Raw genomic sequence first — 16,216 nt, 5'->3', positions numbered from 1 at the left:
GTCACGTATGGAGAATTTCCGCCGGCGGGTGGGCGGGCTCGCGTTCGGCGGCGACTACAACCCCGAGCAGTGGGACCGCGAGGTGTGGCGGGAGGACGTCCGGCTGATGCGCGAGGCCGGCGTCAACACCGTCAGCCTCGGCGTGTTCGCGTGGGCGTCGCTGGAGCCGGAGCCCGGCACGTACGAGTTCGGCTGGATGGACGAGATCATGGATCTCCTCCACGAGAACGGCATCAGCGTCAACCTCGCCACCCCCACGGCCGCGCCGCCCGTCTGGCTCACCCACCTGCACCCCGAGGTGTTCCCGATCAGGGAGGACGGGCACCCGTTCGGCTTCGGCAACCGCCTGCACTACGACCCGTCGTCGCCGATCTACCGCGAGTACGCCGCCAGGATCACCACCAAGCTGGCCGAGCGCTACTCCTTCCACCCGGCGCTGGCCATGTGGCACATCAGCAACGAGTACGGGCCCACGTCGTACGGCCCGGCGGCCGCGGCGGCGTTCCGCACCTGGCTCCAGCGCAGGTACGGCACCCTCGACCGGCTGAACGAGGCGTGGACCACCCGCTTCTGGGGCCAGATCTACACCGACTGGGAGCAGATCGACGTCCCGCACATCCCCCGCACCTGGATGAACCCCACCCGCCGGCTCGACTTCAAGCGCTTCACCTCGGACGCGCTGCTGGAGTGCTACCTCGCCGAACGGGACATCGTGCGCTCCTTCCGCGATGACGTGCCCGTGATGACCAACTTCATGCGGTTCTTCCGTCACGCCGACTACTGGAAGTGGGCGCCGGAGGAGGACGCCGCCGCGCTCGACATCTACCCCAACCCCGCCGACCCCGACTCGCACGTGTCGGCGGCCTTCAACTACGACCTGTTCCGCTCGCTCAAGGGCGGGCAGCCGTGGATGCTGATGGAGCAGTCGAGCAGCGCCGTCAGCCAGTGGGCGCTCAACGTGGTCAAGGAGCCGGGGCGGATGCGGCTCGGCTCGCTGCAGGCGCTGTCGCGGGCGGCCGACTCGGTGATGTTCTTCCAGTGGCGGGCCAGCCGCGGCGGGCAGGAGCGCTTCCACTCCGCGATGCTGCCGCACTCCGGGCCCGACTCGCGCACGTTCAGGGAGATCACCGACCTGGGACGGGAGGTCAGGCGGCTCGCGCCCGTCGCGGGCACCACCTCGCGCTCGGAGATCGCGATCGTGTTCGACTGGGACGGCTGGTGGGGGCTGGAGGAGGTCTTCGGCCTGCCGCGCTCCGACTTCAGCTACACCGACACCGTGATGCGGCACTACACGCCGCTGTGGGAGCGTCACCACGCCGTGGACGTGGTCGGCCACCACTCGCCGCTCGACGGGTACAAGGTGCTGATCGTGCCGAACGCGTACCTGATCGACGACGCGGCGGTGGCGCGGATCCACGAGTTCGCCAGGAACGGCGGGACCGTCATCATGTCGTTCTTCTCCGGCGTCGTGGACGCCGACAACCGGGTCCGGCCGGACGGTTACCCCGGGGCGTTCCGCGAGCTCATCGGCGCCAAGATCGACGAGTACTGGCCGGCGCGGCCGCACGAGGAGTTCGCGGTGACGTTCGCCGACGGGCGGCGCGCCACGGCGACCTGGTGGCGCGACGACCTGCACCTGGAGACGGGCAAGGCCCTGGCCACGTACGCGGACGGGCTGCTGGAGGGGCGGGCCGCCGTCGTCGAGAACCAGTACGGCGACGGGCGCGTCGTCTACTTCGCGACGCTGCTCGACCAGGAGTCCTTCGACGCCACGGTGGCCCAGGTCGTCGCGGAGGCGGGCGTCCGGTCACGCTTCGAAGGGGTGCCGGCGCACGTGGAGTGCACCGTGCGGGGTGACGACGCCCACGAGTACGTGTTCCTGCTCAACCACAGCGCCGAGGCGGGCGCGTCCGTCCCCCTGGGAGGGGAGGGGACGGACCTGCTCACCGGCGCGGCGGTGGCCGGCGAGGTGCGGCTGGCGCCTCTCGGGGCGGCGGTCGTCCAGGTCGCGCGCGCCTGATCGGCCCAGGGGCGGGGGCGCCCGCAAGCGCCCCCCGCCTTCACGCACGCTCGGGACACCCGCAAAGGGGGAAAACGCGTTGCCATATCCTTCCCAGGACCCTATGGTCTTGCGCTCGTGACTAGCGTGGTGGAACGGGTCCTACCGGCCCGGCTGGGGACCGGATTCCGATGGCTGCTGGCGTCGAGCTGGCTCACGAACCTGGGGGACGGGCTCGCGGCCGCCGCCGGCCCCCTGCTGATCGCGACCCTGACCCGCGACCCCCTGATGATCTCGCTGGCCGCCCTCGTGGGCTGGGCGCCGCCCCTGCTGTTCAGCCTGTACGCGGGCGTGCTGTCCGACCGGCACAACCGGCGCACCATCGTTCTCACCGCCAACGTCGCGCGCGCCCTCGTGCTGGCCGCGCTCGTCGCGCTCATGGCGACCGGCACGCTCACCGTGGCGACCGCGCTGGCGGCGCTGACGCTGCGGTCCGTCGCCGAGGTGTTCGCCGACAACGCGACCGCCACGCTGACCCCCATGATGGTCGAACGGGACGACCTCTCCCTCGCCAACGCCCGCCTCGGCACCGGATTCATCACGCTCAACCAGCTCGCCGGGCCGCCCATCGGCGCGGCGCTGTTCGGCCTCGGCATGGTGTGGCCGTTCGCGAGCCAGCTGCTGCTGGTGGCGGCGGGCGTCGTCCTGGTCTCCCGGATCACGCTGCCGCCCCACGGCCGCCAGGCCGGCGACCCCAAGCCCGACACCGTACGCGAGCTGATCGCCGGGTTCCGCTGGACACTGCGGCACGCGGCGGTCCGTACGCTGGCGCTCACGATCCTCATCTTCAACTTCACGTTCGGCGCCGCCTGGTCCGTGCTCGTCCTCTACACCCAGGACCAGCTCGGCCTCGGCGCCATCGGCTACGGCCTCATGGCCACCATCGAAGGCATCGGCGGCCTCATCGGCACCGCCCTGTACGGGACCATCACCCGCAGGCTGAGCCTCGGCGCGCTGATGCGGATCGGGCTCATCATCGAGACGCTCACCCACCTCGGCCTGGCCCTGACGCACACGCCGTGGGTGGCCGGCGGCATCTTCCTCGTCTTCGGAGCGCACGCGTTCATCTGGGGCACCACCTCCGTCACCGTCCGGCAGCGCGCGGTCCCGCGCGAGCTGCAGGGCCGGGTGGGCAGCGTCAACACCATCTGCGTGTACGCCGGGCTCGTGGTCGGCTCGCTGATCGGCGGGATGCTGGCCACCCGGTTCGGCGTCGCCGCGCCCTTCTGGTTCGCCTTCGCCGGCTCCGCCGTGTTCGTGGTGGTGCTGTGGCGGCAGCTCATGCTCATCGCCCACGACGACTGAGCCCTTCACGGCATCCGGGACACCACGAAGTCCTCGTACCCGTCGGGCACCCGCATGCCCCGGGACGCCATCCACCGCACCCGGCCCGCACCCGTCAGCGCCAGGGTCGCGCGGTACCCCAGCTCGACGTCCGCCCTCGCAACCGCTCCGCTCCCGCCAGGTAGGCGTCGAGGGGGTCGGTGAACGTGCTGAGCGCCAGCGCGGCCAGATCGGCCCCCACCGGGCCGGCACTCAGCGTCGCCCAGTCGAGCAGCACGGTCGTGCCGGGCACGGTGGGCGCGGTGGGCGCGTCGGTCCCGCTGGTCAGGCCGGGCGCGGCGATGATGTTCCCGGCGGAGAAGTCGCCGTGCGACAGGACCACCGGCAGTCGGGCCAGCAGGGCGAGCAACTCGTCCCGGCGACGCCACAGCCGCTCGATCCGGGGATCGGCGGCCACGGGCGTCCACGTGGTGGCACGCACCCGCTGGGCAAGCTGATGCCCACCCAGCCACGGCACCTCCGGCACCGGCGTCGCCGCCTGCCACTCCCCCAGCCTGGCCGCCGCCACCTGCGGGTTCTCGGGCCCGCCCGGGACGTCCTCCAGATACAGCACGTCGCCCACGACCCCGTAACAGCGGGGCGCGGCCAGCCCGGGGCCGGCGGGCAGCAGGCCGCTCGCATACGCCAGCGGCTCGCGCCGCCAGTACGCCCAGTGGCGGGGATCGCCCGCGAACGGGGCATGACGGCCGGTGCGGACCGGTCGCAGCTCCTTACGCACGACCCTGAACGGCACCTCCTCCCCCGCGCACCTGGCCAGGCCGGTGAGGCGGGTGAGCGCGCAGGTCGCGGCACCGCTGCTACCGCGAATCGGCTCCGCGCGGCCCTCGACGACCATCCCTCCGGGCCGCCCAAGGATCGCCGCCAACACCTCCTCCGGCAGGACGCCGGACCGTGCGTCTCTCACGGGCGCCCACGTTATGGGCCACCCGAGTCACCCGCAGCTCAATATCGGGGCGTACCGTCACAGGCGGGGGCCCTTCACGGGAGGAGCAGATCATGACTGTGGTGCTGGTGCACGGTGTCCCGGAGACGCCGTCCGTCTGGGATCCGCTGCGCGCGGCCCTGGGGCGGCAGGACGTGCGCGCGTTGCGGCTGCCCGGCTTCGGCGGCCCGCGTCCGGACGGGTTCGGGTCGACGAAGGAGGAGTACGTCGCCTGGCTCGCCGGCGAGCTGGAGTCGATGGGCGGCGAGGAGATCGACCTGGTCGGTCACGACTGGGGCGGCGGCCTGGTGGTGCGGCTGGTCAGCCTGCAGCCCGAGCTCGTCCGCTCGTGGGTCACCGACGCCCCCGGCCTGGGCCATCCGGACTTCCAGTGGCACGACCTCGCCCGGTTGTGGCAGACGCCTGGAGCGGGCGAGCAGTTCTTCGAGCAGCTCGCGGCGACGCCGGTGGAGGCGCGGGTGGAGGCGTTCGAGGGGTTCGGCGTGCCGCGCGAGCACGCGGCGTCCATCGCGGGCGGGATCGACGCGGTGATGGGCGAGAGCATCCTGGCGCTGTACCGGTCGGCGGTGCGGGTGGCGGAGGAATGGGCGCCGGCCTTCACCGACATTCCCGTGCCGGGGCTGGTGCTGCTGCCGTCCGAGGATCCGTACCTGCCGGCGGACGTGGCGCGCAGGAGCGCCGAGCGGGCGGGCGCGACGGTGGCCGACCTGCCGAGGCTCGGCCACTGGTGGCTGCTCCAGGATCCGGTGATGGCCGCGGCGAAACTGGAGGAATTCTGGAGGGGCGCGGACAAGTAACCCGAGCGTTCGGGACGCGGGGGCGGGCTGAGCGCTTGGGGTGCGCTTGGGCGCGGGGCAGGTGCGCTTGGGCGCGGGGCAGGTGCGCTTGGGGCGCGGGGCAGTTGGGCGCCCGATATCGGGGCCGGGCTATGCGGGCGGGCGCTTGGTGAGGCGGAGCTTCGACTGCTTGTGCGGCAGTCGTTCCCAGTCCTCCATGAACGTGGCGTCGAAGCCGTACCTCCCGGCCAGCGCGACGAGGGTTTCGGTGCGGTAGTAGAAGTCCTCCCGCAGCACCTGGTGCTCGCGGCCCTCGGTGCGGTCGAAGGTGAAGTCGAACCACGCCCCGGGCCTCATCACCCTGCCCACGTGGGCGAAGCACTCCTCGATCACCTCCAGCGGCGAGTGCGAGAAGACGCTGTGCGCGTGCACGACGTCGAAGTGGTCGTCGGGCAGGAAGGCGAGGCGCAGGTCGCGTACGGGCGTGAGGTGCGGCAGCTTGTCCGCCAGGCCGTGCCGGACGATCGTGTCCTGGGCGGCCATGAGGATGTCGGGCGAGATGTCGATGCCGTAGTAGTTGCCGGTGTGCAGGTAGCCGATGAACAGGTGACCGGCCCGCAGGTTGCCGCAGCCGATCTCCAGCATCCGGCACTCGGGCTTCAGGCCGTGCTCGACCAGGTAGTCGAACTGCATGCGGCCCACCGCGAGCCACCGCCGATGGTTGTGCGAGCCGACGGCGCCCTCGGGGTCGCGGGCGGTGTCGGACCTCATGACGGCCCGGTAGTAGCCGATGTGGTCCCGGGTGCGCAGCCTGAACCAGGTGTCACGGGCCAGCCGCCGCAGGTGGGGGATGATCTTGTGCGGGTTCTTGACGGCGTACGTCAGTTGGTGGACGAGGCTCGATCGGGAACGTTTCACCTTTGGGAATCTAGGTCAGGTGGGCGGGCGGCCATAGGACTGTCACGCCACTCTTGATTTCCCGTTTGCGCAGCCTTTCTCTCACCCCGCCCCTTCTCCCCCGGGTAAGGAGAAGGGCCATCCGCCCTGCCATCCGCCCTCGTCAGGCGTCCAGCACGACCGTCCTGAGGACGGTGCGCAGCGGGGACGTGCAGGGGCGGCCCGCCGAACGCGAGCAGGCGAGCATCGTGCGTGACTGTTCGGGCGCGGGCATTCCGGACGCGACCGTCGTACGTGCCCTCAACCAGGGCATTTCGAGCGGGACCGTCGGGCGCGGAACGTTCGAGCCGTTGAGCGAAAACCTCCGGGCGGGGGGCGTTCTAGCTCAGGTAGTCACGCAGGGCCAGGGAGCGGGACGGGTGGCGGAGTTTGGACATGGTCTTGGCCTCGATCTGGCGGATGCGTTCGCGTGTCACCCCGTACACCCGGCCGATCTCGTCGAGGGTCATCGGCTTGCCGTCCGTGAGGCCGTACCGCATGCTGATCACGCCCGCCTCGCGCTCCGAGAGCTGGTCGAGCAGGGAGCGGAGCTGCTGCTGGAGCAGCGTGAAGGAGACGGCGTCGGCCGGGGAGACCGCTTCGGTGTCCTCGATGAGGTCGCCGAACTCGCTGTCGCCCTCCTCCCCCAGCGGTGTGTGCAGGGAGATCGGCTCGCGGCCGTAGCCCTGGACCTCGATGACACGGTCGACCTCGAGCTCGCTCTCCTTGGCGATCTCTTCGGGGGTGGGCTCGCGACCGAGGTCGCTCTGGAGCCGCCGCTGGACGCGTGCGACCTTGTTGATCAGCTCCACCATGTGGACGGGGATGCGGATCGTGCGGGCCTGGTCGGCCATGGCGCGGGTGATGGCCTGCTTGATCCACCAGGTGGCGTACGTGGAGAACTTGTAGCCGAGCTGGTAGTCGAACTTCTCGATCGTCCTGATGAGACCCAGGTTGCCTTCCTGGATGAGGTCCAGGAAGAGCATGCCGCGGCCGGTGTAGCGCTTGGCGATGGAGACCACCAGGCGCAGGTTGGCCTCCAGCATGCGTCGCTTGGCGCGGGTGCCGTCGTCGGCGATCCATTCCAGGTCGGCGCGCAGGTCGTCGGGCAGGTTGTGTTCGGTGTCGAGCCGCTCCCTGGCGAACAGCCCCGCCTCGATGCGCTTGGCCAGGTCGATCTCCTGCTCGGCGGTGAGCAGGGGGACGCGGCCGATCTCCTTCAGGTAGGCCTTGACCGAGTCGGCGCCGACGACGGTGCCGCCGTCGGCCCCGGCGTCGGCGGTGGTGTCGTCCAGCTCGAGAACCTCTGCTGCTTGGGTCAAAACTCTCTCCTCGCTCGCGTTGGATGATGGACGGCGGCCTAAACTTAGGTCGCACCTAACTTTAGGTCCCCTTCAAGGAAGGGTCAACCTAAAATAAGGTCGAACCTAAGAATTTATGGAAGACTACGGCCATGAGCACCGACACCTTGGGGTTGAGGGAACAGAAGAAGCGAGAGACCCGGCAGGCCATCTCTGACCACGCTACCCAACTGTTCCTGGAACGTGGCTTCGACGGGACGACGATCGCCGACATCGCCGCCGCCGCCCGCGTCGCCAAGATGACCGTGACCAACTACTTCCCGCGTAAAGAGGACCTGGCACTCGACCACCACGAGGAGTTCGCGGCGGGCCTGGCCGAGATCGTCGCGCATCGCCCTGCCGGGGAGTCGGCGCTCGGGGCGGTGCGGCGGGCGTACCTGGCGGCGCTGGAACGACGCGACCCGGTCATCGGCTTCACCGGGCGCGACTTCGCCCGCATGATCGCCGACAGCCCCACCCTGGTGGCCCGGCTGCGCGACCTGCACGACCAGCGCGAGGAGACGCTGGCCCGGCGGCTCGTGCAGGAGCAGCCTGGGGATCCGGTGACGGCGCGGGCCGTGGCGGCGCAGATCGCGGCCGCCGATCGGCTGCTCTTCCGCGAACTGCAGGCCCGCATGCTGGGGTCCGTGCCGGACAAGGCCGGCGAGGGATCCAGGGCGGACGACGCGGGTGCGGGAGCCGGGACGGACAAAGCGGGCGCGGGAGGGGTGCCGGACAGGGCAGACGCGGAAGCGCACAAGGCGGGCGGGAGTGCCGGGCTGGACGAGGACGGTATCGCCGCCGCGCTCGGCGAAATCGCCCGCCGGGTCTTCGACCTGCTGGAGCCGGCCATCGGCGGATTCGCCGTCCGTTGACCGCGCGACCAGGCCGTGCCCACCGCAGGCGAGCAGAAGGAGCCCAACCGGCGTGGTCGCGCGGGAATGTGAGGTGCGAAGGTCCAGTGAGGTGCGAAGGCCGAGGGGCGCGCCAAGGTCCACTCGCGCAAGGAAGCCCAGCGGTGCGGAGGCCCCGAGGCGCGCGGAGGCGCGGCAGTGTGCTGGGACCGGGTGGGGAAAGCGGGCAGACGGGGCAAGCGGGCCCGCCGGAGCAGGGCGCGCCAGCGGGCCAGGCACAGGGTGAGGGCCCCGCGGCCCCTTACGAGGCCGTTGTGGGGCTCCTGGGTGGTGACCATGCGATCTCCCCTTCCTCCACCCCGGCGAACGCCATCAAGCGTGCCCCCTCGGCGGCCAGCTCTCCCATCACCTCGTCGGGCAGCGGATGGAAGGGCTCGACCGTCAGGACGCCGTTCTTAAGGTCCCACATGCCACCGACAGTTCCGTCGACGAGGAAGGTGGGGTAGATGACGGCGCCGACGCACACGGCTTTGCGCTGGTCGGCGGTCATCATGCGGGTGCGGTCGGCGAAGGCGACGATGAGGTTGTCGAACCACGGCAGGAAGCGGACGGGGGCCGGGACGTCCTCGGGGGCGAGGGGGCGTCCGCGAGGTCGAAGAGGAGGCGTCCGGAAATGTCGTGGTAGCGGCGGAGGCCGGGCATCGCTTCCATCACCTCGCGCAGTCGCGTCAGCCCCGACCACATCTGTACGTCCATCACGCTCGCCGGCCCGAACGCGGCCAGGTAGCGCGCCACCAGCCGCTCCACCGGCGGCGCCGGGTCCAGCGGGCGGCCGAGCCACTCCTCCGCGAGCGTGAACGGTGTCGGCCCGCCCTTGCCCCAGATGCCGTTCGGGGGCGTGTGCACGATCGGCACCAGCGCCTGCGCGGAGAAGCCCAGCGCCGTCGGGTCGACCTCCGGCCAGCGCTCCAGGAGCAGGTCGCGGAGTTGCGGGCGGGTGAGCGTGCGTCCGGCCAGGTGGCCGCGCGCCAGCGTCGCCAGCTCGTCGAGGTCCACCTCGCGCATCAGCCGCCCGAACGCCGCCTGCCGGGTGCGGGACAGGATCACCTGCATCAACGGCCGGATCCAGACGTAGTCGTCGGCGAGCGTCAGGTGCTGGGTGCCGCGCAGGAGGGAGCCGCGCACCACGCGCCGGTCGTACAGGAGGGAGGCGAGGTCGTCCTGGGTGAAGGAGGCCAGGCGGGTCCACAGGCCGATGTACGGCGCGTCGATCTCCTGCCCCTGCACGGCCACCAGGCGTTCCACGGCCTCGGCGGCGGACAGCTCGGCCCGGTTGAGCAACATTTGCCGCTGCAGGGTTGTACGGTTCAGCTCCCGGGCCGAAAGCACACGTGGCGGAAGCACGCGAGATGAGAGCCCCCGAGGTGAGAGCCTGCGGGTCCCAGTCTCGCGGGTCGCAGTCTCGGGAGTGGCGGGCTCGCGGCTCAAGGGCTCGCGGTTCAACGGCTCCCGGGCGGCAGGCGCGCGGCCCAAAGGCTCGCGGCTCAAGGGCTCGCGAGTGGCAAGCTCGCGACTCAAGGGCTGGCGACTCAAGGGCTCCCGGGTGGCGGGCTCGCGGTTCAGCGTCATGAAGGCAGCGTAGAAACTATTGCGGCAAGGTTCCTTCCGCGTTGCGGAGCTCTTCGAGGGCGGCGCGCAGGTGGTCAGCCAGTTCCCACGCGTCCGGCACCATCCCGCGATCGGTGACGATGCCGATGTCGAGCGAGCCGTCATAGGAGAAGGCCGTGATGTTGACGCCGCCGCTGACCTCGGTGATGACGGAGACGGGGTAGTGGCTGAGCAGCCGGGCGCCGCACACGTACAGGGGGAACTGCGGCCCTGGCACGTTCGAGATGATCACGTTGATCGGCGGGGCGGCCTGGCCGACCAGGGCGAACGCGGAGCGGGAGGCCAGCCCCATGAGGGCGGCCGGCATGGACTCGCTGAACTCGCGCAGCCACCGCGCGGGCGCGAGCGAGAACCGGTCCTTGATGCGGTGCATGGCGTGCCGTACGTGGTGCAGCCGGGCGACGGGGTCGGGGACGTGGACGGCCAGCGGCGCGGTCATGAGCGCCACCTGGTTGCCCGGCCCCTCGTCGCCGGCCGCGCGCAGCGAGAACGGCACGCCCGCCACGAGCGGCTGGCGTGGCACGCCGCCGTGCGCGGCGAGCCAGGCGCGCAGCCCGCCCGCGCACACGGCCATGACCACGTCGTTGACGGTGACCCCGAACGCCTTGCGGACCTGCTTGATCTCCTCCAGCGGCAGCGAGACGAACGCGAAGCGCCGGTGCCCGGACAGGGGGCCGCTGAACGGCGTCCTGGGGGCGGGCAGTGCGGGCAGGTCGGGTACGCGGCCGGTGCCGCCCAGGCGGCGGGCCAGGTCGGACACGAGTGCGGTGCCGGGCAGCCAGGACACGACGGGGATCTCGTCGAGGTGCGGGACGGCGCGGGCGGCGAAGCGTACGGCGGCGGCGGGGTTGCCCGCGAGCCTGGCCAGCCCGCGCGCCACCATGGTCAGGGGGCCGGGCGGCGGTTCGTCCCGGTCGGGCGGGCCGGCGGGCGGCGGTGCGGGCTCGGGCGTGAGGTCGAGCAGCGCGGCCAGGACGTCGGCGCCGCCGATGCCGTCCACGGCCGCGTGATGGATCTTCGTGTAGAGGCCCATGCGCCCGCCGGACAGGCCGTGGATCAGGTAGATCTCCCACAGCGGCCGGCCCCGGTCGAGCCGCCGCGCGTGCAGGCGGGAGATCTGGTCGGCGAGCTGCCGGTCGTCGCCGGGCGGCGGCAGGCCGATCTCGCGTACGTGGTAGTCGAGGTCGAGATCGTCCTCCTGCTGCCAGTACGGGTGGTCCAGCCCCAGCGGCACGGGGGCCAGCCGGCGCCGCAGCGCGGGCACGTACGGGAGCTTGCGTTCGAGCAGTTCTTGCAGGTCGGCCCGGTTCAGGTCGCCTTCGAGCACGGCCAGGCCGGCGATGTTGGCGATGTTCGTGGCGGTCTCGAAGTGGAGGAACTGCGCGTCCAGGGCGGAAAGCTGTGGCATCGTCACACCTCCGCCCCGAACCAATCAGACTCGGCCCGCCGCATCAAGAGCCAGGAAGCTCAAGAGCCAAGGAGTTCATGGGTCCACGAGCTCGAGAGCCGAGGAGGTGGCGTCCGGCTCGGCGAAGGCGAGCAGGCGCAGGCCCTCCTCCTCCAGATCGTCCAGGTCGGTCTTGCCGAACGGGGTGACGAGCAGCGTGGCCTTCTTGCCCGATCGCTTGATCTGCCAGGTGCCGGCCGCGAAGCCGTCGACCAGGTAGACGGCCCTGACGCGCAGGTTCTTGGTGGCGACGAGGCTCTTGTGCTCGTCGGCCAGGACGCGGGTGCGGTCGTCGTGGCCGAGGATCAGCGTGTCGAAGTCGGGCAGGAACCGGACGGGGGCGGGCACGTCACCGCCCGGCCGGGGCGCGCCGGGCAGGTCGAAGAGCTCGCGCCCGGCGAAGTCGGTCACCCGCTCCAGGTCCATGCCGGTCATGATCTTGCGTAGCCCGCGCAGCCCCGACCAGGTCTGCACGTCGGCGGGGGTGGCGGGGCCGAACGCGGCCAGGTAGCGCTCGACCAGCGCGGGCACGCCTCCAGAGGCGGGGGCGGACGCGTCAGGGGAGGCGGGCGCCGCCTCCATGGGGAGGCCGGGCAGGCCGAAGGCGGGCTCGCGGGGGTAGCTCCACCGGTCCTGTGTCGGCTCGACGACGAGCGGGGTGAGCATGCGCACGGCGTACCCGAGGGCCCGGTCGTAAGCTCCGGGAAACTCCTCCAGCAGCTTCGGCCGCAGCTCGTTGAACGTCAGAGGCCCCGCCGCGAGCAGCCGGTGGGCGGCGGCCGCGACCGCGTCGAAGTCGACCTCGGGGAAGCGGCGGGCGGCGGCGGCCAGCACCGGCGCCACCACCGGCCGGAACGCGGCGAAGTCGGCGGCCGTCATCAGGTGAAGGGTGGCCCGCCACATGGTGGCCCGGACCAGCGTGCGCGCGTGCAGCGCCGCGTGCAGGTCCGCACGCCGGAACCCCTCCAGCCGCGTCCACACCCCGAGGTACGGCGGCCGCGGCTCCTGTGCCTGGAGCCCGACGAGCCGGTGCACCACGTCGGCCGCGTCCCCGTCGTGGCGGGAGAGCAGGTGCTGGCGGGCCAGGGTGGCACGGTTGAGGTCGCGCAGGCTGAGCATCTACATATCATGCCCTTCCCCATCAAAGAGGTACGCGCCACGTACCCTGCCCTCGCCGACGGCTACGCCTATCTCGACGGCGCCGCCGGCACGCAGACCCCCCGCCCCGTGATCGACGCCATCGCCACCGCCTATAGGACGGGGATCGGCAACGCCGGCGGCGCCTTCCCGGCCAGCCACCGCTCCGACGCCATCGTGGCCGCCTGCCGCGCCGCCGTGGCCGACCTGGTCGGCGGCCAGCCCGGCGGGGTGATCCTCGGCCCGAACATGACGACGCTCACCTACCGCCTGTCCAGGGCGCTGGCCGGGCCGGGCGACGAGGTGGTGCTCTCGCGGCTCGACCACGACGCCAACGTGCGCCCGTGGACGCAGACCGGCGCCACCGTGCGCTGGGCCGAGGTGGACCCGGTCACCGGCGAGCTGCCGGTCGAGCAGTACGCCGGCCTGATCAACGAGCGGACGAGGGTCGTGGCGGTCACGGCGGCCAGCAACATCCTCGGCACCCGCCCCGACGTGGCCGCGATCGCGGAGCTGGCGCACCGGGCCGGCGCGCTGGTGTACGTGGACGGCGTGCACGCCACCCCGCACGGCCCCGTGGACATGCGCGCGCTGGGCGCCGACTTCTACGCCACGAGCGCGTACAAGTGGTCGGGCCCGCACGTCGGCGCGGTCGTCGCGGACCCGGCGCTGCTGGAGACGATCAGGCCGGACAAGCTGGCCTCCTCGCCCGACACGGTGCCGGAGCGGTTCGAGACGGGCACGCTGCCGTTCGCCGACCTCGACGGGGTGACCGCCGCCGTGGACCATCTCGCCGCGATGGTGCCGGGCCAGGGCAGCCGCCGCGAGCGCCTGCTGGCCTCGATGGCCGCCGCCGAGGAGCACGAGCTGGGGCTGTTCGCGGCGCTGGTCGAGGGGCTGGAGACGATGCCGCACGTCACCTTGTACGGCAAGCCCGCCAGGCGCACCGCGACCGCGTACTTCAACGTGGCCGGCCACACCCCGCGCCAGGTCGCCGAGCACCTGGCCAGGCAGGGCGTGAACGTGTGGAACGGCCACAACTACGCCTGGGAGCTGACGGGCGTGCTCGGCATCCGCGACTTGGGCGGCGCGGTCCGCGCGGGCCTGGTGCACTACAACGACCGCTCCGACGTGGACCGCCTCCTGGAGGGGGTGGCCCGTCTGGGGTAGTCAGGAGCCGCGCACGGCGTCGAGGCAACGCTCCACGACGGGCCTCGGCGCCATGGCGTAGGTGCCGTCCCCGAACAGCTCGAACGTCATGAGGCCCGCGTACCCGCGCCGGTCCAGGGCCTCCAGGTAGGCGGCCAGCGGCAGCTCGCCGTCACCCCACGCCAGGTGGCCGGCGGGCCGGCCGTCGATGAGGTGCACGTGCCGGACGCGGTCGCCGAGCGCGTCGAAGTAGTCGTCCACGCTGTCGCCCGCGACCGCCATGGCGACGGTGTCGAGGACGGCGGCCAGGTTCGGGGCGCCGATCTCGCCGATCATCGTGGCCAGCGTCCTGGCGTCGTTGACCAGGTTCGACTCGACGCGTTGCAACGCCTCCAGCACGCACGTCACGCCGAGCGTCCCGGCGTACGCGGCGATCTCAGCAATGGCGTCGGTGGAGCGGCGCCACGCGGCCGGCACCGGCTCGTCCTCGAAGCCGCGTCCCGGCGTGAGCAGCAGCAGCTCCGCACCCAGCTCGGCGCACAGCTCGGCGGCGCGCCGGAACATCGCCACGCTGCGCGCCCGCAGCGCCGTGTCGGGCGAGGCCAGGTTGACCGGGTACATCACCTGCTCGGGCGTGAGGCAGGCGACGGTCAGGCCGCGCGACTCCGCGCGGCGGCGGATGGCGCGCGCCTCGGCGTCGCTCAGCTCGGGGACGTACAGGTGCGGCGCGATGCCCCACAGCTCCAGCCGCTCCCGGCCGAGATCGGCCATGTCGTCGAGGAAGCGGTCGAACGGAAGGTGCTGGTAGGCGAAGTTCGACCCGGTGAAGCGGGCAGGCTCGATCATTTCCCGATCCCATCTGCGAGGCCCTTGACGATGTAGCGCTGGCCGAGGAAGAACAGCAGCACCACCGGCAGCGCGGCGATCACCATCCCGGCGAACACGACCGGGTACTCGGTGCCGTGCTTGCTCATCAGGCTGGTCAGCCCGACGGGCAGGGTCTGCACGCCGGAGCCGCTGGTGAAGATCATGGCGAACAGGTACTCGTTCCAGGTGAACAGGATGTGCAGCAGCACCGTCGAGGTGAGGATGGGCTTGCACATCGGCAGGATGATCCGCCAGAACGCCGTCCACCGGCCGGCCCCGTCCATCTCGGCGGCCTCGTCCACCTCGCGGGGCAGGTCGATCATGTACGCCCTGATGAGGAACGTGGTGAACGGGATGCGGAAGGCGGTGTAGAGGATCAGCAGCGCCCAGAACGTGTTATAGAGCCCCATGGCCTGGAACAGCTTCACCAGCGGCACCAGCGCCACGGTCGGGGCCAGCATGAGCCCGCCGAGGATGACCGCCGTGAGCGTCTTGTTCAGCGGGATGTCCACGCGGGTCAGCCCGTACGCGGCCCACGCGCTGATGAAGACAGTGGCCACGGTCGAGGTGAGCGTGACGAGCACGCTGGTGGTGAGGTAGTCGCTGACGCCGCGGTTCCACGCCTTGACGTAGTTGCCGAAGCTCCAGTCGAGCGGCAGCGCGAACGGGTCGCCGAACAACTCGGCGTTGGTCTTGAACCCGTTGAGCGTCATCCACAGCAGCGGGTACACCACGACCACGGCCAGGGCCAGCAGGAACGCCCACATGAAGACGCGGGCGATCACTCCGAGGAAGCTCAGGCGCGTCACCATTCCACCCTTCTCCTGCGGGTGACCCACAGCTGCGCCACCGCGACGGCCAGCGTGATCACGAACAGCACGGTCGCGATCGCGGCGGCGTAGCCGAAGTTGTTGCGGACGAACCCGCTGCGGTACAGCCAGGTGCCGAGCACCTGCGTCGAGTTGTTGGGGCCGCCCGCCGTCATCACCATGACCTCGTTGAACACCTGGAACGCGCCGGACAGCGTGACGATCGCCATGAGCCCCGTCATCTCCCGCACCAGCGGCACCGTGATGCGGAAGAACCGGCCGACGGCGCCGACGCCGTCGATGGCGGCGGCGCCGTAGATCTCCGACGGGATGCGCTGGATCGCCACCGCGAACAGCAGCGTCGAGTAGCCGAAGCCCTGCCACTGGCTCATCGCGATGATCGACGACATGGCGGTGCTCTCCTGGCCCAGCCACGCCTGCGCGAGCTCGCCGAGCCCGACGGCTCTGAGCGCGTGGTTGAGCGGGCCCAGGTTCGGCTCGTAGATGAAGTAGAACAGCAGGCCGGCGACGGTCAGCGAGATGGCCGACGGGATGAAGTAGATGGCCCGCAGCGCGCGCTGCCACCGCTGGCTCCGCACGCCTTCGATGAGCGCGGCGAGCAGGAGCGCGCCGAACACCTGGAAGACGATGGAGACCACCGCGTACAGGGCGTTGTTGCCCAGCGACGACCAGAACACCGGGTCGTCGACGAGCTTGGTGTAGTTGTCGAGGCCGACGTACTCCTGGCTGCCGCTGTAGATGTCCCACTTCAACGTGCTGAACTGCAGGTTCTGCACGAGGGGGAGGTAGACGAAGACTCCGACGAGCACGAGGGCGGGGACGACCCACGCGAGCCCGAGTGTCCTTCGCAGGGTGGCGCGCACGCG

Annotated in this window: 13 protein-coding genes and 2 pseudogenes; 5 read left to right on the top strand and 10 right to left on the bottom strand. The window is 71.3% G+C overall.

Annotated features, from left to right (window positions below; genetic code table 11):
* The first annotated feature begins 7 nt into the window (after positions 1–7).
* Both KIS93_RS01690 and KIS93_RS01685 read left to right on the top strand, forming a co-directional pair.
* Positions 8–2,020, top strand: coding sequence for a beta-galactosidase (locus KIS93_RS01690; protein WP_080037733.1), 2,013 nt, complete (start codon positions 8–10; stop codon positions 2,018–2,020).
* 117 nt (positions 2,021–2,137) lie between these two features.
* Positions 2,138–3,364, top strand: coding sequence for an MFS transporter (locus tag KIS93_RS01685; RefSeq protein ID WP_080037732.1), 1,227 nt, complete (start codon positions 2,138–2,140; stop codon positions 3,362–3,364).
* 94 nt (positions 3,365–3,458) lie between these two features.
* Here KIS93_RS01685 and KIS93_RS01680 read toward each other — a convergent pair whose 3' ends face one another.
* A complete protein-coding gene (locus KIS93_RS01680; RefSeq protein WP_155126767.1) occupies positions 3,459–4,307 on the bottom strand; it encodes a phosphotransferase in 849 nt (282 codons plus the stop codon).
* Between the two features lie 92 nt (positions 4,308–4,399).
* Here KIS93_RS01680 and KIS93_RS01675 point away from each other — a divergent pair, with 92 nt between their 5' ends.
* Entirely contained in the window at positions 4,400–5,143 is a 744-nt protein-coding gene (locus KIS93_RS01675; protein WP_080037730.1) for an alpha/beta fold hydrolase, read from the top strand.
* Positions 5,144–5,272: 129 nt separating this feature from the next.
* Here the strand turns inward: KIS93_RS01675 and KIS93_RS01670 are convergent, their stop codons facing one another.
* From KIS93_RS01670 to KIS93_RS01660, 3 genes and pseudogenes are all read right to left on the bottom strand, one after another.
* Complete coding sequence (locus KIS93_RS01670) at positions 5,273–6,040, bottom strand: class I SAM-dependent methyltransferase (RefSeq protein ID WP_168006926.1); 768 nt, start codon at positions 6,038–6,040, stop codon at positions 5,273–5,275.
* 142 nt (positions 6,041–6,182) lie between these two features.
* Positions 6,183–6,323, bottom strand: coding sequence for a hypothetical protein (locus KIS93_RS01665; protein WP_155126764.1), 141 nt, complete (start codon positions 6,321–6,323; stop codon positions 6,183–6,185).
* Between the two features lie 76 nt (positions 6,324–6,399).
* Positions 6,400–7,368, bottom strand: a pseudogene (locus KIS93_RS01660) (RNA polymerase sigma factor); the annotation flags it as partial.
* Positions 7,369–7,511: 143 nt separating this feature from the next.
* Here KIS93_RS01660 and KIS93_RS64405 point away from each other — a divergent pair.
* A complete protein-coding gene (locus KIS93_RS64405; protein ID WP_080037728.1) occupies positions 7,512–8,273 on the top strand; it encodes a TetR/AcrR family transcriptional regulator in 762 nt (253 codons plus the stop codon).
* A 280-nt stretch (positions 8,274–8,553) separates the two neighbouring features.
* Here KIS93_RS64405 and KIS93_RS01650 read toward each other — a convergent pair.
* The 3 genes and pseudogenes from KIS93_RS01650 to KIS93_RS01640 all read right to left on the bottom strand — a co-directional run bounded on the left by KIS93_RS01650 (position 8,554) and on the right by KIS93_RS01640 (position 12,486).
* Positions 8,554–9,596, bottom strand: a pseudogene (locus tag KIS93_RS01650) (winged helix DNA-binding domain-containing protein).
* A 301-nt stretch (positions 9,597–9,897) separates the two neighbouring features.
* A complete protein-coding gene (locus tag KIS93_RS01645; protein ID WP_080046603.1) occupies positions 9,898–11,328 on the bottom strand; it encodes a WS/DGAT/MGAT family O-acyltransferase in 1,431 nt (476 codons plus the stop codon).
* Positions 11,329–11,403: 75 nt separating this feature from the next.
* A complete protein-coding gene (locus tag KIS93_RS01640; RefSeq protein ID WP_080037725.1) occupies positions 11,404–12,486 on the bottom strand; it encodes a winged helix DNA-binding domain-containing protein in 1,083 nt (360 codons plus the stop codon).
* Positions 12,487–12,495: 9 nt separating this feature from the next.
* Between KIS93_RS01640 and KIS93_RS01635 the strand changes: the two genes are divergently transcribed.
* Positions 12,496–13,674: a cysteine desulfurase-like protein gene (locus KIS93_RS01635; protein WP_080037724.1), complete on the top strand. Its 1,179-nt coding sequence runs from the start codon at positions 12,496–12,498 to the stop codon at positions 13,672–13,674.
* Here KIS93_RS01635 and KIS93_RS01630 read toward each other — a convergent pair whose 3' ends face one another.
* From KIS93_RS01630 to KIS93_RS01620, 3 genes are read right to left on the bottom strand one after another with little or no spacing between them, the layout of a single operon-like run.
* Positions 13,675–14,499 carry a sugar phosphate isomerase/epimerase family protein gene (locus tag KIS93_RS01630; protein WP_080037723.1) on the bottom strand — a complete coding sequence of 275 codons (825 nt, stop codon included), beginning with the start codon at positions 14,497–14,499 and terminating at the stop codon, positions 13,675–13,677.
* Positions 14,496–15,332 carry a carbohydrate ABC transporter permease gene (locus KIS93_RS01625; RefSeq protein WP_080037722.1) on the bottom strand — a complete coding sequence of 279 codons (837 nt, stop codon included), beginning with the start codon at positions 15,330–15,332 and terminating at the stop codon, positions 14,496–14,498. Before KIS93_RS01625 ends, KIS93_RS01630 begins: the two co-directional genes overlap by 4 nt.
* Positions 15,326–16,213: a carbohydrate ABC transporter permease gene (locus tag KIS93_RS01620; protein WP_155126758.1), complete on the bottom strand. Its 888-nt coding sequence runs from the start codon at positions 16,211–16,213 to the stop codon at positions 15,326–15,328. Before KIS93_RS01620 ends, KIS93_RS01625 begins: the two co-directional genes overlap by 7 nt.
* Positions 16,214–16,216: the final 3 nt, after the last annotated feature.

The organism is [Actinomadura] parvosata subsp. kistnae (assembly GCF_900323885.1).
GTDB classification, from domain to species: Bacteria; Actinomycetota; Actinomycetes; order Streptosporangiales; family Streptosporangiaceae; genus Nonomuraea; species Nonomuraea composti.
The sequence above is the reverse complement of the archived record's forward strand: the minus strand, read 5'-3'. Positions and strand labels throughout refer to the sequence as shown.

Bases quoted from the DNA above. Each gene is read 5' to 3' on its own strand.
- KIS93_RS01690 (WP_080037733.1), top strand. From the start codon at position 8: ATGGAGAATTTCCGCCGGCGGGTGGGCGGGCTCGCGTTCGGCGGCGAC.
- KIS93_RS01675 (WP_080037730.1), top strand. From the start codon at position 4,400: ATGACTGTGGTGCTGGTGCACGGTGTCCCGGAGACGCCGTCCGTCTGG.
- KIS93_RS64405 (WP_080037728.1), top strand. From the start codon at position 7,512: ATGAGCACCGACACCTTGGGGTTGAGGGAACAGAAGAAGCGAGAGACC.
- KIS93_RS01645 (WP_080046603.1), bottom strand. From the start codon at position 11,328: ATGCCACAGCTTTCCGCCCTGGACGCGCAGTTCCTCCACTTCGAGACC.
- KIS93_RS01640 (WP_080037725.1), bottom strand. From the start codon at position 12,486: ATGCTCAGCCTGCGCGACCTCAACCGTGCCACCCTGGCCCGCCAGCAC.
- KIS93_RS01635 (WP_080037724.1), top strand. From the start codon at position 12,496: ATGCCCTTCCCCATCAAAGAGGTACGCGCCACGTACCCTGCCCTCGCC.
- KIS93_RS01630 (WP_080037723.1), bottom strand. From the start codon at position 14,499: ATGATCGAGCCTGCCCGCTTCACCGGGTCGAACTTCGCCTACCAGCAC.
- KIS93_RS01625 (WP_080037722.1), bottom strand. From the start codon at position 15,332: ATGGTGACGCGCCTGAGCTTCCTCGGAGTGATCGCCCGCGTCTTCATG.